The sequence below is a fragment of the Sphingomonas sp. LaA6.9 genome (assembly GCF_022601895.1).
In the GTDB taxonomy this organism is placed as follows: domain Bacteria; phylum Pseudomonadota; class Alphaproteobacteria; order Sphingomonadales; family Sphingomonadaceae; genus Sphingobium_A.
Genome location: NZ_JAKVIO010000009.1, coordinates 69,315 through 86,851, shown reverse-complemented (window position 1 = coordinate 86,851; position 17,537 = coordinate 69,315). Strand labels below are relative to the sequence as shown.

Annotated in this window: 17 protein-coding genes; 10 read left to right on the top strand and 7 right to left on the bottom strand. The window is 64.4% G+C overall.

Annotation, left to right across the window (positions count from 1 at the left end):
* The first annotated feature begins 15 nt into the window (after positions 1 to 15).
* The gene (locus tag MKI88_RS07040) at positions 16 to 1,452 is read left to right on the top strand and encodes a sigma-54 dependent transcriptional regulator (protein ID WP_241630257.1); all 1,437 of its coding nucleotides are present in this window, start codon (positions 16 to 18) and stop codon (positions 1,450 to 1,452) included.
* A 13-nt stretch (positions 1,453 to 1,465) separates the two neighbouring features.
* Here the strand turns inward: MKI88_RS07040 and MKI88_RS07035 are convergent, their stop codons facing one another.
* Positions 1,466 to 2,560: a DUF2855 family protein gene (locus tag MKI88_RS07035; RefSeq protein ID WP_241630255.1), complete on the bottom strand. Its 1,095-nt coding sequence runs from the start codon at positions 2,558 to 2,560 to the stop codon at positions 1,466 to 1,468.
* Positions 2,561 to 2,633: 73 nt separating this feature from the next.
* Between MKI88_RS07035 and MKI88_RS07030 the strand changes: the two genes are divergently transcribed.
* Both MKI88_RS07030 and MKI88_RS07025 read left to right on the top strand, forming a co-directional pair.
* Entirely contained in the window at positions 2,634 to 3,014 is a 381-nt protein-coding gene (locus MKI88_RS07030) for a DUF488 domain-containing protein (RefSeq protein ID WP_241630253.1), read from the top strand.
* A 137-nt stretch (positions 3,015 to 3,151) separates the two neighbouring features.
* On the top strand, positions 3,152 to 4,135 hold the full coding sequence (locus MKI88_RS07025) for a hypothetical protein (RefSeq protein ID WP_241630252.1): 984 nt from the start codon (positions 3,152 to 3,154) through the stop codon (positions 4,133 to 4,135).
* Between the two features lie 194 nt (positions 4,136 to 4,329).
* Here the strand turns inward: MKI88_RS07025 and MKI88_RS07020 are convergent, their stop codons facing one another.
* The 3 genes from MKI88_RS07020 to MKI88_RS07010 form a co-directional block, all read right to left on the bottom strand.
* Positions 4,330 to 4,905, bottom strand: a complete 576-nt coding sequence (locus MKI88_RS07020) for a zeta toxin family protein (RefSeq protein ID WP_241630249.1) — start codon at positions 4,903 to 4,905, stop codon at positions 4,330 to 4,332.
* Between the two features lie 8 nt (positions 4,906 to 4,913).
* Complete coding sequence (locus MKI88_RS07015; RefSeq protein WP_241630247.1) at positions 4,914 to 5,270, bottom strand: ParD-like family protein; 357 nt, start codon at positions 5,268 to 5,270, stop codon at positions 4,914 to 4,916.
* Between the two features lie 121 nt (positions 5,271 to 5,391).
* The gene (locus MKI88_RS07010; protein WP_241630246.1) at positions 5,392 to 6,306 is read right to left on the bottom strand and encodes an SMP-30/gluconolactonase/LRE family protein; all 915 of its coding nucleotides are present in this window, start codon (positions 6,304 to 6,306) and stop codon (positions 5,392 to 5,394) included.
* Between the two features lie 285 nt (positions 6,307 to 6,591).
* Here MKI88_RS07010 and MKI88_RS07005 point away from each other — a divergent pair, with 285 nt between their 5' ends.
* Together MKI88_RS07005 and MKI88_RS07000 are read left to right on the top strand one after the other, a co-directional pair.
* The gene (locus tag MKI88_RS07005; protein ID WP_241630245.1) at positions 6,592 to 8,265 is read left to right on the top strand and encodes a thiamine pyrophosphate-binding protein; all 1,674 of its coding nucleotides are present in this window, start codon (positions 6,592 to 6,594) and stop codon (positions 8,263 to 8,265) included.
* Between the two features lie 320 nt (positions 8,266 to 8,585).
* Positions 8,586 to 9,863, top strand: a complete 1,278-nt coding sequence (locus MKI88_RS07000; protein ID WP_241630244.1) for an alpha/beta hydrolase — start codon at positions 8,586 to 8,588, stop codon at positions 9,861 to 9,863.
* Between the two features lie 6 nt (positions 9,864 to 9,869).
* Here MKI88_RS07000 and MKI88_RS06995 read toward each other — a convergent pair whose 3' ends face one another.
* The 3 genes from MKI88_RS06995 to thiS form a co-directional block, all read right to left on the bottom strand.
* Entirely contained in the window at positions 9,870 to 12,035 is a 2,166-nt protein-coding gene (locus tag MKI88_RS06995) for a tetratricopeptide repeat protein (RefSeq protein WP_241630243.1), read from the bottom strand.
* A gap of 146 nt (positions 12,036 to 12,181) precedes the next feature.
* Positions 12,182 to 12,817, bottom strand: coding sequence for a protein-L-isoaspartate(D-aspartate) O-methyltransferase (locus tag MKI88_RS06990; RefSeq protein ID WP_241630241.1), 636 nt, complete (start codon positions 12,815 to 12,817; stop codon positions 12,182 to 12,184).
* A gap of 166 nt (positions 12,818 to 12,983) precedes the next feature.
* Positions 12,984 to 13,973 (bottom strand): sulfur carrier protein ThiS, encoded by a 990-nt coding sequence (gene thiS / locus MKI88_RS06985; RefSeq protein ID WP_281063721.1) that lies wholly within the window; start codon positions 13,971 to 13,973, stop codon positions 12,984 to 12,986.
* Positions 13,974 to 14,051: 78 nt separating this feature from the next.
* Between thiS and aroQ the strand changes: the two genes are divergently transcribed.
* From aroQ to arsC, 5 genes are all read left to right on the top strand, one after another.
* Entirely contained in the window at positions 14,052 to 14,492 is a 441-nt protein-coding gene (gene aroQ / locus MKI88_RS06975) for a type II 3-dehydroquinate dehydratase (RefSeq protein ID WP_241630239.1), read from the top strand.
* A 64-nt stretch (positions 14,493 to 14,556) separates the two neighbouring features.
* Positions 14,557 to 15,003 (top strand): acetyl-CoA carboxylase biotin carboxyl carrier protein, encoded by a 447-nt coding sequence (accB, locus tag MKI88_RS06970; protein ID WP_241630343.1) that lies wholly within the window; start codon positions 14,557 to 14,559, stop codon positions 15,001 to 15,003.
* A gap of 7 nt (positions 15,004 to 15,010) precedes the next feature.
* Positions 15,011 to 16,363: an acetyl-CoA carboxylase biotin carboxylase subunit gene (gene accC / locus MKI88_RS06965; protein WP_241630237.1), complete on the top strand. Its 1,353-nt coding sequence runs from the start codon at positions 15,011 to 15,013 to the stop codon at positions 16,361 to 16,363.
* Positions 16,364 to 16,403: 40 nt separating this feature from the next.
* On the top strand, positions 16,404 to 17,108 hold the full coding sequence (locus MKI88_RS06960) for a glutathione S-transferase N-terminal domain-containing protein (protein WP_241630236.1): 705 nt from the start codon (positions 16,404 to 16,406) through the stop codon (positions 17,106 to 17,108).
* A gap of 77 nt (positions 17,109 to 17,185) precedes the next feature.
* Entirely contained in the window at positions 17,186 to 17,530 is a 345-nt protein-coding gene (arsC, locus tag MKI88_RS06955; protein WP_241630234.1) for an arsenate reductase (glutaredoxin), read from the top strand.
* Positions 17,531 to 17,537 lie beyond the last annotated feature (7 nt).

Here is a 17,537-nt window from a genome sequence, read left to right as displayed (position 1 = left end):
CAGGAAGTTGCTGAAATGACGCCACAGGGCACCAGACTGCTGATGCTGATCGATGACGAACCGGCGCAGCGCCGGCTGGTATCGGCGATCGCGGGGCGTGCCGGATGGCGGACGATCTTCGCGGGCGATGAGGAAACCGCCATAGCGATGCTCGGCACGCAGGACGGGATGATGCTCGACGCGATCGTCCTCGATCACTGGGCGCCGGGCGTCGATCAGGGCACGCTGATCACCGAGATCCGCAAGCGTCGTCCAGCACTCCCCATATTGATGCTCACCTCGGTCACCTCGGTCTCGACCGCGGTCGACGCGATGCGCGCGGGCGCCACCGACTTCCTCGTCAAGCCGATCGCGCCCGACCGCCTGCTCTCCGCGCTCGACGCGGCGGTCAGCACGCGGAACGGCACCGGCGAACTCCGCCCGCTCACCGAAAAGATCAACCAGGTGCTGGGATTCGGCGAAATTGTCGGCTCCGCCCCCGAATTTCGCGCAGCACTCGCGATCGCCGCCAAGGCCGCGCGCGCGCGCGTCCCCGTGCTGGTCGAGGGCGAAAGCGGCGTTGGCAAGGAGCTCGTCGCCGAAGCCATCCATGCCGCGTCTCCCCGCGCCAAGCGCCGGATGATCGCGGTCAACTGCGGCGCAATTCCGATCAATCTCGTTGAATCGGAACTGTTCGGGCACGAAAAAGGCTCGTTCACCGGGGCGTTCGATCGCCATATCGGCAAGTTCCAGGACGCCGATGGCGGGACGCTCTTCCTCGACGAAGTCGGCGAGCTTCCCCTCGACGCGCAGGTCAAGCTGCTGCGCGTGCTCCAGTCCGGCGAGGTTCAGTCGATCGGCAGCCGGTCGGTGCGCGAGGTCGACGTGCGCGTCATCGCCGCCACCAACAAGCGGCTGATTGAAGAGGTCAATGCAGGCCGCTTCCGCGAGGATCTCTATTACCGCCTCAACGTCGTCCAGGTGACGATCCCGCCCTTGCGCGAACGGCACGGCGACATTCCTGCGCTTGCGCGCCACATGCTCGCGCGCATTGCGCAGCAGCCGGGGCTAAGGGGCCTCGGCATTACCGACGAAGCGCTCTCGCTGCTCATCGGCTATGACTGGCCGGGCAATGTGCGCCAGCTTCAGAACGCGCTGTTCCGCGCCGCGGTGCTCTGCGACGGCGATGCGCTCACCATCGCCGACTTCCCGCAGATCGCCGAACATGCGGCCAATCCCCAGCCGCGCGCGCAGCATGTCAACGGGCACAGCGCCGTCACCGACGGCGCGGGCGTCACGCTTTACCGCGCCGACGGCAATCTTCGTCCGCTTGAGGAGATCGAGGCCGACGTCATCCGCCTCGCCATCGGCCATTATCGCGGACGCATGACCGAGGTCGCACGTCGGCTCGGCATCGGCCGTTCGACGCTCTATCGCAAGCTGGGCGAGCTCGGCATCGGCGACGCCGCCTGATCGGCGACGCGCGTTACAGCGCGACGATGATCCCCGCGCGCGGGTCGGCCCTGCCCTCCACCGCCTCGCGATATGCCGCAAGCGCGGCGTCAGCGCCTTCGCGGCGGTCGATATGGAAGAGCCGCTTCGCATCGCCGAGGAAATGCGTCCATGCCGTCGCGACACGTTCGCGAAAGCCATTCGCGCCCCAGTCCTGAGAGCGCTTCTGGATGCGCCCCGGCGCGAAGAATCCGGTGGCGGGCCAGCGTTTCCCCTCGGCAGCCGTGGCATCCCAATGCGCCTTGCCGACGATCAGGCTGAAGCGAAGCGCATCGCCCAGATGCTCATGCACCGCACCCGTCACCGCGCTGTTGCCCGCGACATCGACAAAGGCGGAAGGCGCAGACGCATCGATTTTGCCGATCGCGTCGTAAAGCACCAGTTCGTCGTAAAGCTCCGTCGCTTCGAGGAACGCGCGGCCCCGCTGTGAAGTCAGGCCGATCAGGCGCGGTCGCTCGATTCGCTCGCGCATTGCGTGCGCAAAGGCGATCGCGGTCTTGGCCGAAGCGCTCGCGACGATCACCTGCCGCGCGCCATGATCGCGCTCATCCTCGAACTGGTCAGCGATCAGCCAGCCGGTGAGGTAGAGCGGGCGAAAGACGGGCCACCAGTCGCGATCGGCTTCGGCATAATCGTCGAGCGCCGTGACGCGCTGATACTGGTTGTAGACCGCGGGCATGTCGAGCCGGTGCGCGCTCTGGTCGGTGAAGCCGAGGGGGCTGACGCGGCCGGGGGTGAGGCGCGCGTGCGAGGCGAGCGGGAAATAGCCGTAAAGCTGCTCGCCGGGATCGACCCCCTCGACACCGGAGCGCGTGACCGTGGCGAAGCCCCACACCGGAAGCCGCCCGGCGCCGTCGCCCGAGAAGAAATCCCAATAGCCCTTGTCGTTTCCGAACAGCCCGACGGGATGCCCGAGCGCCGCATAGGTGACGTTGTTGGCGGTCATCGCGAACGCGTCGAGCCGGACCTCGATCTCGCCGTCATCAAGCGGCGTCTCACGTTCGTCTACGATCACGGCGTTTGCGATCGCGTCGCGATCGATATCGATGGCCCAGCGTGCTTCGCTCATGGATTCCTCTCCTTGCTCCGCCAGCAGAATGCCGCATAACCGTGACAGCACAAGCCATGGACGAGGACATGCGGTGAAAGCCACGCTCCGGATCAAGCGTATCCATGAGCCTGTGGAGCCCGATGACGGAGCGCGCTTCCTCGTCGACCGGCTCTGGCCGCGCGGCGTTTCAAAGGAAAAGGCCGCGCTCACCGGCTGGCTGCGCGTGCTTTCGCCCAGCGATATGCTGCGCAAGCTCTATCACGGCGAAACCGGGGATTCGGACGCGGCATGGGACGCGTTCCGCAAGGCCTATGCTGATGAACTCGAAATCGGCGGCCCCGACATTGCCCGCGCACTCGCCGAACTCGACGCAGCGCGCGCGTCTGGACCGGTGACATTGCTCTATGCCGCAAAGAATGAGGCGCGGAACAATGCGGTGGCGCTGAAAGCATGGATTGAAGCGCTGCACTAGGCGACGTTTCTCATTACCGTGCAGAAATGATCCTTTAATTTCCTGCGTCTAGGCGTCCACAACAATGGAGCGCGGGGCGAACAGGCCGTATTCGCGTTTTGCCGCGCGTTCTAAAACATGTTCCGGGGGGAATATCAGTGAATCGATGGAAAAACCTGCTCGCGCTGCTAGCATCCGGCGCGTTGATCAGCGGATGTACGGTGCCGGTCAAGGAACTGCGTCACAGTGGCGGCTATCCTGGCCATCTCATGGACAAGCAACTTTTTGACGCTTCGGGATCGAAGCAGCTGCAATTGCTGCGCGCGACGATGATCATCGCAATGGCCTCGCGCGTGGGGACTGCCTATGTCCGCGACGGCAGGGAAGCCGAAGCCTTTATCGACTATCTGCAGAACGCCACCGATGAAGTGAATTATATCGCCAGCCACGTCTACGAGGCGGATGGGGAGGCCCCGTGCCTGACGCTCGAAGACGCAGGCTGCACGGGCAGCTACCGCGCCCTGTTCGAAAGCGACCTGCCGCAGCTTGAATACAAGATCGTCCGTCTTGTCATGGCGGCGCTGCCACAAAAACAGGCGGCCGAATTCGCGGATACAGCGCGGACGGGAAACGGAATGTCCGCCGCGTGGAAAGCGCTCCGCCTGGCGCTCGCCGCGCTGGACGGCGCACATCGGGGCGCGGCCGTCTATCGATCGAGCGAGGAAGTGCTTGCGCTGCTCGTCAGTTCAGCGAGCAAATGCGCCAGCGGACAGGCCATGGAGATCGCGACAACCAACAATGCGGTCCAGTGCCTTGGCCTGTCGCCCGACAGCCTGACCGAAAATCCCGATCGGGTAAAAAACATTCCGGCCGAGGTCGGCAAGGGCGCCTTTCACCCGCTTTTCGACATCATCAAGACGTCGTGCTGGCTTCTTCCTCTCGACGTCGATCTCAGCCGGGTTCGCACCGCCAACGGCGAGCCGGCGGGTGAAGCCGTGGTGACTAACCGCGCCGACCGCTGCGACTCGCTCGCGTTCGCCCCGCGCCTGCGTTTCGCGAAGACGGCGGCGGTTCAGGACCGGGGAAGCGCTCCCGGCACGGCGCCCCCAACCGGCACGGCGCCGGTCGCCAATCCTCAATAATTGAGCCTGAACCCCGTTGCAGCCCATCCCCTCCAGAGAGGGGAGCGGCCATGTCCATAATGTCGTGGCGGGTTCAACTGGTCGCTGTCGCCGAACCATCGCCTGAACGAAAAGCGGCTTTCAGCGTGGCACTCGCGAGGACTGAATGGCGGAGATAGTCGGCGCCTGCAGCCTGCCATCATCCGCGCCTGACCCTAGAACTCAAGGTCAGTTTTATAAACTGATCTGATCCAGCTAGGCAGGCGCGGCACCGCGAAGACCAATCGGCCGTTCGCGAATGTCAGGCAATGGCTCGGCGGCTGGTTGAGGCTGGAATTGTCAAAGACCATACCGCGATCCGCTTTGAGAACCGCGTCGCGGATGAAAGGTGCACCGCGCGCATATCGGGCACGGATCTTGTCCTCGGGGACGATATGTCCGCCCTCCTCGACCCGTGCGCCGACGCGCGCGACCGAGAGATCTGGAGTATCCACGCCGACATGCATCACGATGACGGTGAAACCTCTGGTGCGCGCTTCGTCGATGAGTTCAAGCTTGGAGGGATGCGAGAAGACGGTCTCGGTCACGAAATCCCGACCCTGAGCGAGATAGTCGGCCCGGCGCGCGGAAGCGATGTTGGCCGCTTCGTAAGATGCAGTCGGTGACGGATCGCGCAGCTCGTCGCGTTGGATGATGTCGGCGTTGATGAACGGTCCTGCGAAACTTGGCGCGATGCGGGTCTCGTAGAGTGTGGACTTGCCAGCCCCGTTCGGCCCGGCAAGCACGACCATCGTTGGCCTCATGCGTTACGGGTGGCCTTCTCACGCATGAGGTTGCCGGCCGCATCGAGGCCGACACCCAGCCCAAGCTGCCGCCGCCGGGCAAAAAAAGCATCCTCGTCAGACCCGTGTTGCCCCATTTTCTCGACAAAGCTGTCGAGCCAGACATCCTTCTCCTCGTCGTTGAGGTCAGTTGTCTCGATCTCGCCGGCGAGAGCAGCGGTGATGCGGGCATAATCGAAATTGCCGGATTTCTCGATAGCGCGGCCGATGCGCACCCAATGGGCGATCTGGCCGGCGATCGAGCGGCTCTGCAACTCGGATTCGCGACGCACGATCTTCATGATGTCGTCACCAAGCTTGATGGACTGGGCCATGGATCACCTCCAGGCCACGAGGTAGCATTTTGCCACCTTAATTTCAAGCGTGTGGATCAGTGTTCCGCCGGGGTCGCTGGCGACCGAAGTTCCAGCGTAACCTGCCATATCCCCACCACCCTCAATAGTTCAGCTTTAACCCCGGCCTCGGCCAGTCGATCGCGACCAGCCGGCCCGTGCCCGACAGCGTGACATAGGCCGTTCGCCGATCCTTCCCGCCCCAGCAGATATTGGTGGTGAAGGGATCGGTGGTCGCGACGAAGTCGACAAGCTGCCCCTCGGGCGAAATCACCGAGATGCCACTCTGGCCGATTGTCGCGACGCAGATATTGCCGTCCTCCTCGACGCCGAGGCTGTCGAAATAGGTGTAGCCCGCGGGCGAATAGAGGAAGCGCCCGCCGCCGCCCGACAGTCCCGGGGTCTTCGCAACCCTGCCCGGCCCTTCGAGGTCGAACGCCCAGAGCTTGCAGGTATAGGTTTCGGCGACATAGAGCGTCTCGCCGTCGGGCGAGAGACCGATGCCGTTGGGATTTTCGAGCGGGAAGATCACCTCCTCGATATGGCTGCCATCGGCCTTTGCGTAGAAGACGCCGACGACGTCGCGCGATCGCGGCCCGGTCTTGCCATGATCGGTGAACCAGAAGCCGCCTTGCGCGTCGAAAACGATATCGTTGGGCCCGCGCAGCTGCACGTCCCCTGCATGCGTGTAGAGCGTCTCCACCGACCCCGTCGCCATATCGACGCGCTGGATCGAGCCGCCCGCATAGTCCGCTGCGGTGCCGTGGGGGACGAGCAATCCTTCGGCTTCCACCCAGCCGAAGCCGCCATTGTTGCAGACATAGAGCAGGCCATCGGGGCCGATCGCGAGGCCGTTGGGTCCGCCGCCGGGCTCGGCCACGGTTTCCTTCGATCCGTCCGGATGGAGGCGCGTGATCCGGCCCGCCGCGATCTCGACGAGCACTATGCTGCCATCGGGCATTACCACCGGGCCTTCGGGAAAGCGCAGTCCGGACGCGACTTCGTGCACGGCGATCATGACATCGGCTCTCCCGCTTGCTTGTACTTTGCCCAAGCAGAGCAAAGCACGCTCGCGCTTGCCAGCAAAAAAGCACGTCGCACGCTGTCCTACATGCGCGCTTGCTGCCATGCTGTGCCCGAGCGTCGTTCAACCCGCACCGAAAGGAAGCCGGTCGAACACGCGTTTTGTGAGAAATTTGCGAAGCTAAGTGAAGCTAAGCGAAGCCCGACACGCTCTTGCAAAGGGCGGAGGCGACCTTAGACCTCTGACAAAAGACACAGGATTCAGGAGAGCTCCCCAACCATGACAACCAGAACCGGCGGCCGCGTCCTCGTGGACCAGCTCCTCATTCAGGGCTGCGACCGCATCTTCACCGTCCCCGGCGAAAGCTTCCTTGCCGTGCTCGACGCGCTCCATGACAGCCCCGAAATCGAGACGGTTGTGTGTCGGCAGGAAGGCGGCGTCACCTTCATGGCGGAGGCCGATGGCGCGATGACCAAACGGCCAGGCGTTGCCTTTGTGACGCGCGGGCCGGGTGCGACCAATGCCTCGATCGGCGTCCATGTGGCGATGCAGGATTCGACGCCGATGATCCTGTTCATCGGCGATCTTGCGCGTGGTGACCGGGACCGCGAAGGTTTCCAGGAAGTCGATTTCACCGCGATGTTCACGCCGCTCGCCAAATGGGCGGCGCGGATCGACGATGCCGCGCGCATTCCCGAATATATCGCGCGCGCTTATGCGACTGCGATGTCGGGGCGGCCGGGCCCGGTGGTGCTGGCGCTGCCCGAGGACATGCTGCGCGACGAGGTCGAGGCGCTCGACCGGCCAAAGGTGGTGCCGCCCGAACAGAGCGTCGATCCCGAAGCGATGATGGTGCTGGTCGACATGCTGAAGGACGCCTGCGCGCCTGTCGCGATCGTCGGCGGCGCTGGCTGGTGCACGGGCGCATCGCATTATTTCCGCGAATGGGCCGAGCGGATCGGCATCCCCGTCGCGGTCGGTTTTCGCCGGCAGGACGCGATCCCCAATGACAGCCCGGTCTATGCGGGCAATCTGGGCTATGGCCCCAATCCCAAGCTCGTCGAGCGCGTCAGGAACGCCGACCTGATCCTCGCGGTGGGCGCACGGCTCGGCGAGGCGACGACCGATGGCTATGCGCTGATCACCCCCGATCATCCCGACCAGATCCTCGTCCATGTCCATCCAGACCCCAACGAGCTCAACCGCGTCTATCGCACCGATCTCGCAATCTGTGCGGACATGCGCGAATTCGCCGAGCAGGCCGCCGATTGGGAGGACGACCTGCTCGATTTCGATGCGGGCAAGGAAGCGCATGCCGAATGGGAGGCGTGGAATACCCCCCAGCCCAACGGCGCCGCGCTCGATCTCGGCCTGTGCGTCGCGGAGATGCGCGAAAAGCTGCCCGCCGATTCGATCATCTGCAACGGCGCGGGCAATTTCTCGGGCTGGTGGCACCGCTACTGGCGCTATACCGGCCCCGTCAGCCAGCTTGCGCCGACCAATGGCGCGATGGGCTACGGCGTGCCCGCGGCGGTCGCAGCTGCCATGCGCAATCCGGGCCGGCAGGTGATCGCGCTTGCGGGCGATGGCGACTTCCTGATGAACGGACAGGAGCTCGCGACCGCGGTGCGCTATGGCTGCGACATGCTCGTCCTCGTCATCGACAACGGCGCCTATGGCACGATCCGCATGCATCAGGAGCGCGAATATCCGAACCGCGTTTCGGCGACCGATCTGGTCAACCCCGATTTCGCCGCACTCGCGCGCGCCTATGGCGGCTGGGCGACGACGGTCGAGAAGACCGGGGATTTCGCGCCCGCGCTCTCCGAGGCGATGCGCCAGAAAGGCGTGAAGCTGATCCACCTCAAGACCGAGGTCGAGCATATCGGCGCGGGCGGCAACACGCTCGACAAGGTGCGTGCGGCGGGCCGCAAGTCGCGCGGCGAGGCATAAGTGAAAGGCCCCGTTCCGAATGACCGGAACGGGGCCTCCCGCGACCCTCAGGGGGTTGGACGATATCAGCGGGCACCTATGGCATGTCGCGCCTGATCCGTCCTCGATCAGAAGATTTCGTGCACGAGGGCACGCACTCCCTACTGCAACCGCCGGTCAGGGGAGAACCAGGCGAGCATGGGGGGACCAACGGCCGGCCGGAAGCGCGGTTCCGGCATTTGCGGCAGGCGGTTGGAATTCAAACGACGATCCGTTGGTCTCAACCGCCGCTATCTTGCCATGATGGTGCTGCAAGACGCCGAAACAGGTCGGAGGCACAGATGAAGTTTCGTCCCCAAATCCTTGCAATGATGATGCTTCTGTTCCTCGCCGCCTGTGTGACCCCGGCCCCCTTGCCGCTGTGGCGAACAAGCGGCGCCCCGGCGGGCACGCGGACGGCGATACCTGTGTTCTTTGCCACCGATCGCATCGCCAGCACCGCGCCCGCGGACACCCCCGAATATCTCGCGCAACCCTATGGAAAACAGATATTCTTCGATCGTGCCAACAGCCTGTCGTTTGGCACCGCGACCGGCACGATCGGGCGGCGCCCGACATCGCTCGGGCCGTGCGAGCCGGGATGGTGGCAGCAGGACATCGTGCCCGGCATCGTGAAACCGCGTTTTCCGTTCAGATCGGTGTCGCCCCTCCCCGACGATGCATTCTATTCGGCGTTGCGCAGCGAGATGGAACGCCTCGCAACCGCGCCCGCCACTCCGTGTAGCGAAAGCGAACCGGGTGCGCTGACACGCCCGGCGCGGCGCGTGATCCTCTATGTCCACGGCTTCAACGATAGCTTTGACGAGGCGGCCGGCAACGCGGCACAGCTGGCCTATGACCTCGACATCCGCGCCGCGCCCGTCTTCTTCAGCTGGCCCTCGCAGCAATCGCTGGTCGAATATACGCGCGACAGAACCTACTCGGAGCGCGCGGGACCGCTTCTGAAGGAGCTGATCGCGGGGATCGTCGACAAGGTGCAGCCCGACGAATTCTATCTGATCGCGCACAGCCTCGGCACGCGCATCACGCTGCAGGCGCTGAATGAGCTGTCGGTCGAGCGCTCCGCGCGCTTCGTGCCTCTGACCGCGCTCGTCCTCTATGCCCCCGATCTCGATACGCTCGTGTTCGAGAGAACCTTCATGGAGTCGCTGCCGCGCTTTGCGAGACGAACCTCGGTCTATGCCAACACGCACGACATCCCCCTTTCGGTATCGCGCCGCGTCAATGGCGGCTACGCGCTCGGCGATTTCGACGGCGCACCGTTCACGGGCCCAGGCTTTCACACCATAGACGTCGGCCCGGTGCGTCAGTCGCGGCTCAACCATTCGGGGTTTGAGGATTCGCCGCTCATCACGCGCCAGATCCAGGCCGATTTGCTCGGCACTCCCGTCGCCGAACGCCCCTGCCTTTGCCGGCTGAGTGCCGAAGGAAGCGGCGCGATCAACCCGACGGGCAAGCAGCCCTATTACCGTATTGCCGTGGGGGCGCCGGCCTGTCCTTTCGATGCCAAGGTCTATGCGGACCGTCCGGACACGCCCAATTGCCCGGCTCAGAAATGAGAGGCCTCAACTCCCCTCCAACTGCGCGCGCGTGGCCGCATTGTCCGATGCGATGCGCGCCATCAGCGCCTTGAAACGCGGATCGTCATTCAACCCGCGCGCGAGCGGATAGTCGACGATCGGCGCGAAGATCTCGAAATCGATGGGTGTGCGGTAACCTGCGCCGATCGCCGAAGTCAGTTCGCGCAGGGCTGCCTCGCGATCGCCCAGACCCTCCCAGGCAGCAACGCGCGCCAGCACCAGCGTCCCCTCGGGCGCGCCGGGAGTGGGTTTTTCGCCGTCTACCACCAGACGCAGCAGCCGGCGCGCCTGTCTCTGATCACCCACCGCCGCCATGACTCCGGCCGTGACCATGCTTTCATACGCCGATGCGTCGGGTTGGGGCTCGGGCAGAAACAGGCCGGGCGTGAGTTCTGCCATGAGCGTCCGCGCTCTTTCGAAATCGCCCGTGAACATAGCCGCCTTGGATATCGCGTCGCGCCAGATCGGATCATTTGTCCGTTTGAATTCGCGCTCGCTCAGGGTCATCAATCCGCGGTAATCGCGTGCAGCGAGCAAGCGTATCGCCTGCGCGAGCCCCGCCGCCATTGGCGACTTCTCGATGCCGTCGAGCGCATTCTCAAATTCCTTCTGCATACCAAGATTGATATAGACATGCGCAAGCATGAACCCCGCCGCGGCATCGTCGTCGATCGTCCGTGCCCGACGCAGAGGCGCTATGGCACCCGCCAGATCGCCGCGGGCCACGCGCAGTTGCGCCAGCGTCAGCAGCGTGGGCGTGTAATCGGGAAACAGCTCCGCGGTGTTTTGATACTGGCGTTCGGCTTCATCCAGCCGGCCCAAATTCTCGAGCGTGACGCCCACCATGGTCTGCGCGGCCCGATTCAACGGATCGATGGCAAGCGCGCGCCGCAACACTGTGAGCGCCTCTTCCGACCGATCCAGCGAGGCAAGTTGCGTGCCGTAAAGCGTCAATGCGTCTGGATTGCGCGGCTCGCGCGCGAGCGCTTGGCGCAACACTTGCTCGGCGATGCGGTGATGTTCGATGTTACCCGTCCGGATCGCGAGCACCCGATGTATGAACGCCTTGGCTCGCAATGCATTGGCAGATCGGGGATCGACGGCAAGCGCGCGATCCACTGCGCCGCGCGCGTCGCGCACCGCAGGATCGAACTCGATGGCGAGATGATCCTGAGCAAGCTTCATCAGCGCATCCGACAGACCCGCCCATGCATCGGGATTACGCGGCTCCAGTCGCGTCAACTGCTCGAACAGCGTGCGTGCCGCCTCCACATCCTCCAGCCGGTTTGTCCGCAGTCGCGCGCGGGCCTGCAGTTCCATCGCAACAGCTTCACCGCTTCGCGTGGTTGGTGCGGCGCCTGGCTCAAGCAGTTGCGCCTTCAGGACATTGGCGACGGAATTGGCAATGTCCGTCTGAACCTTGAGCACGTCGCTGACCGGACGATCATAGGTTTCGGACCACAGATGAAATCCGTCCGCGGTCTTGATCAGCTGTGCAGTGACACGCAACCGGTCGCCGTCGCGCCTGACACTGCCTTCAACGACGTGCGCGACCCCCAGTTTCTTGCCGACGTCGCGCAGATCGACATTGCGGCCCTTGAAATAGAAGGAGGACGTCCGGCCGGTGACCTTGAGTTGCGGGAGCTGGGCAAGGCTGTTGATGAGTTCCTCGGTCAGCCCGTCGGCGAAAAATCCGTCCTCGGCCGATCTGCTGAAACTGGCAAAGGGCAGCACCGCAACCGAACGATCGCCGCCCCCGGCACCGTCACGCGCGCCGATGATCTGATAGCCTGCGACCCCCACGATCAACGCCGCCGCCGCAAGCACCGCCCAGTCGAGGCGCCCCATGCCCGCCGGCGTCGCCCCCGCTTCAGCGGGGGCGGTCGGCCGGATGCCCTCGGGCGTACGCTCGAATGCCCAGGCGATGATGAGCGCAACAGGCAATCCCAGTGCCAGCAGCACCAGCGAGAAAGTGACGGTCCATTTCGGAAGGTCGAGCGCGGGGGCAACCGCGCTGACGACCTGGAAGATCGCCCAAGCCGTCACGGTATAGACCCCGGCAATGCGGATGACGTTGCGGCGTTTCAGTTCGGCGAACAGACCCGTTCGCGCTCCGCCTTCGCCGTCCACGGCTCCGGTCGTGTCAGACACGTGCTTCGAGCACCATGTTGGCCGACGTCTGCCCTGTCTTCGCGCCGTCGATTTCCGGAGCCATCGTCGCCATTGCACTTCTCCCGGAGCGTCCCGCAATGCCCGGAGACGATAGCACCGGGCCGCACGCGAATCGTCGGGGGAAACTACGCGCCGACGAGCGGGACGAAGCGCACCGCGCAGAGCTCGCCGACGCTGTAGCTGTCGGCACCCGTACGCGTCACGCGAACCAGCGTCTGGATCTCGTCATGGTGGCCGAGCGGAATCACCAGTCGCGCGCCGATCCTGAGCTGCTGCTTCAGCGGCTCTGGAATCGCCCGGCCACTGGCAGCGACGAGGATGGCGTCGAAGGGCGCCTCTTCGGGCCAGCCAAGCGTGCCGTCACCCGTGCGCACCGTGACGTTCGTATAGCCGAGTTCGGCCATACGCGCTTCAGCAAGGGCCGCCAGGACCGGCAATCGTTCGAGCGCGAAGACGTGCTCTGCAATCCGGCTCATCACCGCAGCCGCGTAGCCCGAGCCCGCCCCCACTTCGAGCACCCGCGATCGCGGACCGAGCCCGGCCTCCGCGATCATCAGCGCGACGATATAGGGTTGCGAGATCGTCTGCCCCGCCTCGATCGGCAGCGCGCTGTCCGAATAGGCATAGGCCGCAAGGTCATCGGCGAGGAAACGCTCGCGCGGCACTTCGCGCAGCGCGGCCAGCAATTGCGGATCGTGGATTCCGCGGCTGGCGATCTGGCGATCGACCATGCGATCGCGCTCGCCCTGAAAATCGCGCATCGGGCCTCCTTCGGCTACACGATGACTTTCCGGCTGTCACACTAGCACAGCGACAATGCCCATCAGCTTTCAAAATCGGACGGCATTGCGGCACTGCTTGAAAAGCTGGCACGTCCACCTTCGCCGTGAACCGATATTATGTACTGGGCAGATAGCGCCGGAACAATCAGATCAGCCCGGCCAGCGGGCTTGACGGGTCCGCATAGCGCCGCTGGCCCATGCGACCCGCGAGATAGGACAGGCGCCCGGCCTCGACCGCGGCCTTCATCGCGCGGGCCATCATGATCGGCTGCTTCGCTTCGGCGATCGCGGTGTTCATCAGCACGCCGTCGCAACCCAGTTCCATTGCGACTGCCGCGTCCGAGGCAGTGCCGACGCCCGCGTCGACAAGCACGGGCACCTTGGCGCCTTCCACGATCAGGCGGATCGTGACGCGGTTCTGGATGCCGAGGCCCGAGCCGATCGGCGCGCCCAGCGGCATCACCGCGACGGCGCCCGCATCCTCGAGCTGCTTCGCAGCGATCGGATCGTCGACGCAATAGACCATCGGTTTGAAGCCTTCATTGGCCAGCACCTCGGTTGCGCGCAGCGTCTCGCGCATATCGGGATAGAGCGTCTTCGCCTCGCCCAGTACTTCGAGCTTCACCAGATCCCAGCCCCCCGCCTCGCGCGCGAGGCGGAGCGTGCGGATCGCCTCATCGGCGGTGAAGCAGCCCGCGGTATTGGGAAGATATGTGATCTTCTTCGGGTCGATATAGTCGGTCAGCATCGGCGCGTTCGGATCGGCGATGTTGACGCGGCGGACCGCGACCGTGACGATCTCGGCGCCTGATGCCTCGACGGCAGCGGCGTTCTCCGCGAAATCCTTGTACTTGCCCGTCCCGACGATCAGGCGCGAGCGAAAGGTCCGGCCCGCGACGGTCCATGTATCATCGTCCTGACCGCCACCGACGAAATGGACGATCTCCAGCTCATCGCCATCTTCGACGCGCACATCACCCAGCGTCGAGCGCGGCACGACCTCGAGATTGCGCTCGACCGCGACCTTGGCAGGATCGAGGCCAAGTTCGGCCGCGAGGCCGGCGAGCGTAAGCCCGGCCGTGACCCTGCGATGCTCGCCATTCACCTGGATCGAAATCGTGCCATCGCTGCCCATCAAGTCCAAACCTTTGCGTGTTGCGTTCGCGCGCCATATAGGGGGCGCCTTGGCAGTGTCGCAACCGAAAGGCTCCTGATGGCTGACGCAAAGACCGTGTTCGTGCTCAACGGTCCCAATCTCAACCTTCTGGGCTTACGCGAACCCGAGATTTACGGGCACGACACGCTCGACGACATTGCCGACAGGCTCGAGGATCAGGCGCAGAATCTGGGGCTCTCCATCGACATGCGCCAGTCCAACCATGAGGGGCATCTGATCGATTGGCTGCACGAGGCCAATGCCGAGGGCGTCAAGGCCGTCATCCTCAATCCTGGCGGCTACACGCATACCTCGGTAGCGCTGCATGACGCGATCAAGTCGATCACCGTCCCCGTTATCGAGGTCCATCTTTCCAACCCGCATGCGCGCGAAAGCTTCCGTCATATCAGTTATGTAGGGCGCGCAGCCAGGGGGACGATCGCGGGCTTCGGCGCGCTTTCCTATGCGCTCGCGCTGGACGCGGCGGCGCGTCTCTGACAATAGCGGCGACAACCAAGGGGAATAAGAGGGTCGCATGACCACAGCAAAAACCAACAGCACCATGCAGGTCGATCCCGCGCTGGTCCGCCAGCTCGCCGAACTGCTCGACGATACCCAGCTGACCGAAATCGAGGTGCAGGACGGCGAACGCCGTATCCGCGTCGCGCGCAACGTGACCGTGGCCGCTGCCGCAGCGCCCGCCTTTGCGGCACCCGCTGCCGCGCCCGTTGCAGCGGCGGCACCCGCCGACGCTCCGGCAGCCGCACCCGCCCACGCCAACGCGATCAAATCGCCGATGGTGGGCACCTGCTACCTGGCGCCCGAGCCCGGCGCCAACGACTTCATCAGCATCGGCAGCACGGTCAAGGCCGGCGACACGCTCCTCATCGTCGAGGCGATGAAGGTGATGAACCCGATCACTGCGCCCTCCGCGGGCAAGGTGACCGCGATCCTCGTGGGCAATGGGCAGCCGGTCGAGTTCGACCAGCCGCTCGTCGTCATCGAGTAGACACCCCATGAAGATCGAGAAGCTGCTGATCGCCAATCGCGGCGAGATCGCGCTGCGCATTCACCGCGCGGCGCACGAAATGGGAATCCGCACGGTCGCGGTGCACTCGACGGCGGACGCCGACGCCATGCACGTGCGGCTCGCTGACGAGGCGATCTGCATCGGCCCGCCGCCCGCGGGCGAGAGTTATCTCAACATCCCCAACATCATCTCGGCCGCCGAGATCAGCCATGCCGATGCCATCCATCCCGGCTATGGCTTCCTCTCGGAGAACGCGCAGTTCGCCGAGATCGTCGAATCGCACAACATCATCTTCGTCGGCCCCAAGCCCCAGCACATCCGCACGATGGGCGACAAGGTCGAGGCCAAGCGTACCGCGGGCAAGCTCGGCCTGCCGCTGGTGCCGGGTTCGGACGGCGCGCTGACGGGCATCGAGAGCGCGAAGATCATCGCCGAGAAGATCGGCTATCCCGTGCTCATCAAGGCTGCTTCGGGCGGCGGCGGGCGCGGCATGAAGGTGGTGCAGAGCGCCGACCTGCTCGAAACCATGATCGGTCAGGCCAAGAGCGAGGCCAAGGCGGCGTTCGGCGACGACACCGTCTACATGGAAAAATATCTCGGCAACCCGCGCCATATCGAGTTCCAGATATTTGGCGATGGCGAGGGCAACGCAATCCATCTGGGCGAGCGCGATTGCTCGCTTCAGCGCCGGCACCAGAAGGTACTCGAGGAAGCCCCCTCGCCCGTCATCACGCACGCACAGCGCGAGGAAATGGGCATGATCTGCGCGAAGGCGATGGCCGAGATGGGCTATCGCGGCGCGGGCACGATCGAGTTTCTCTACGAGAATGGCGAGTTCTACTTCATCGAGATGAACACGCGCCTGCAGGTGGAGCATCCGGTGACCGAGGCGATCACGGGCCTCGACCTCGTCCGTGAGCAGATCCGCATCGCCGAGGGCAATCCGCTGACCTTGCGTCAGCAGGACGTCCAGTTCCGCGGCCACGCGATCGAATGCCGCATCAACGCCGAGGATCCTCGCACCTTCGCGCCCTCGCCCGGTCTCGTGAAGCAGTTCCACGCGCCCGGCGGCATGCATGTACGCGTCGATAGCGGGCTCTATGCCGGCTACAAGGTGCCGCCCTATTACGACAGCATGATCGCCAAGCTGATCGTCTATGGGACGACGCGCCAGGGCGCGCTCCGCAGGCTTCGCCGCGCGCTCGAGGAGTTCGTGATCGACGGCATGAAGACGACGATCCCGCTCCATCAGGCGCTGCTCGACGTCCCCGAATTCCAGTCGGGCGATTACACGATCAAATGGCTCGAGGAGTGGCTGGCGAAGCAGGACGAAGGCTGATCCGCCGATTTTGTAATCGCGTTCAATCGAGGAGGTCCGGGTGACCGATCTGTCCAGTTTTCCGATCACCCGGCGCTGGCCGGCGGCGCATCCGGATCGCCTTCAGCTCTATTCGCTGCCTACGCCAAACGGGGTGAAGGCATCGATCATGCTGGAGGAGATCGGCCTGCCCTATGAGGTGCACCTGATCGACATCGGCGCGAACGAGACCTGGACGCCCGAATATCTGTCGCTCAACCCCAATGGGAAGATCCCCGCGATCCTCGATCCCGACGGCCCCGGCGGAAAGCCTCTGGCGCTCTTCGAATCGGGTGCGATTCTGCTCTATCTCGCCGACAAGACGGGCAAGTTCATGCCCGCAGACGTGGCGCGTCGCTACGAGACGATCCAGTGGGTCTTCTTCCAGATGGCGGCGATCGGACCGATGTTCGGACAGGTCGGCTTCTTCCACAAATTCGCGGGCCGCGAATATGAGGACAAGCGCCCGCTCAAACGCTACGTCGATGAAGCCAGGCGGTTGCTTGGCGTGCTCGAGACGCGGCTCGAAGGGCGCGACTGGATCATGGGCGACGATTATACCATCGCCGACATCTCGATGCTTGGCTGGGTGCGCAACCTGATCGGATTCTACGACGCGGGCGCGCTGGTCGACTATGGCAGCCTGCGCCATGTGCCCGCCTGGCTTGAACGCGGGCTTGCGCGCCCGGCGGTACAACGCGGACTGACCATTCCCGCGCGCGGCTGACGCTATGGACCTCTACGTAATGACCATGCGTTTGATGCCGGCAAGGATCGAACGAGAGAAAGGCGAGGAGCACACCCGTGAAAGCGACCATCTGGCACAACCCCAAATGCGGAACATCGCGCAAGACGCTTGAGATCCTGCAGACGACCGCGGGTGTCGACGTCGAGGTGATCGAATATCTGAAGACGCCGCCCAGCCGCGAAAAGCTGGCGGAACTCTACAAGCGCGCGGGGATGACGCCGCATGAAGGGCTCCGCAAGAAGGAAAAGCTCGTCCAGGATCTCGACCTCGAACATGTCAGCGCCACTGCGGTGCTCGATGCGATGGTGGCCGATCCGATCCTTATCGAACGCCCGCTGGTAGAGACCGAAAAGGGCGTCCGCCTGTGCCGTCCGCAGGAGATGGTCCGCGAGATACTCTGACCCGGCA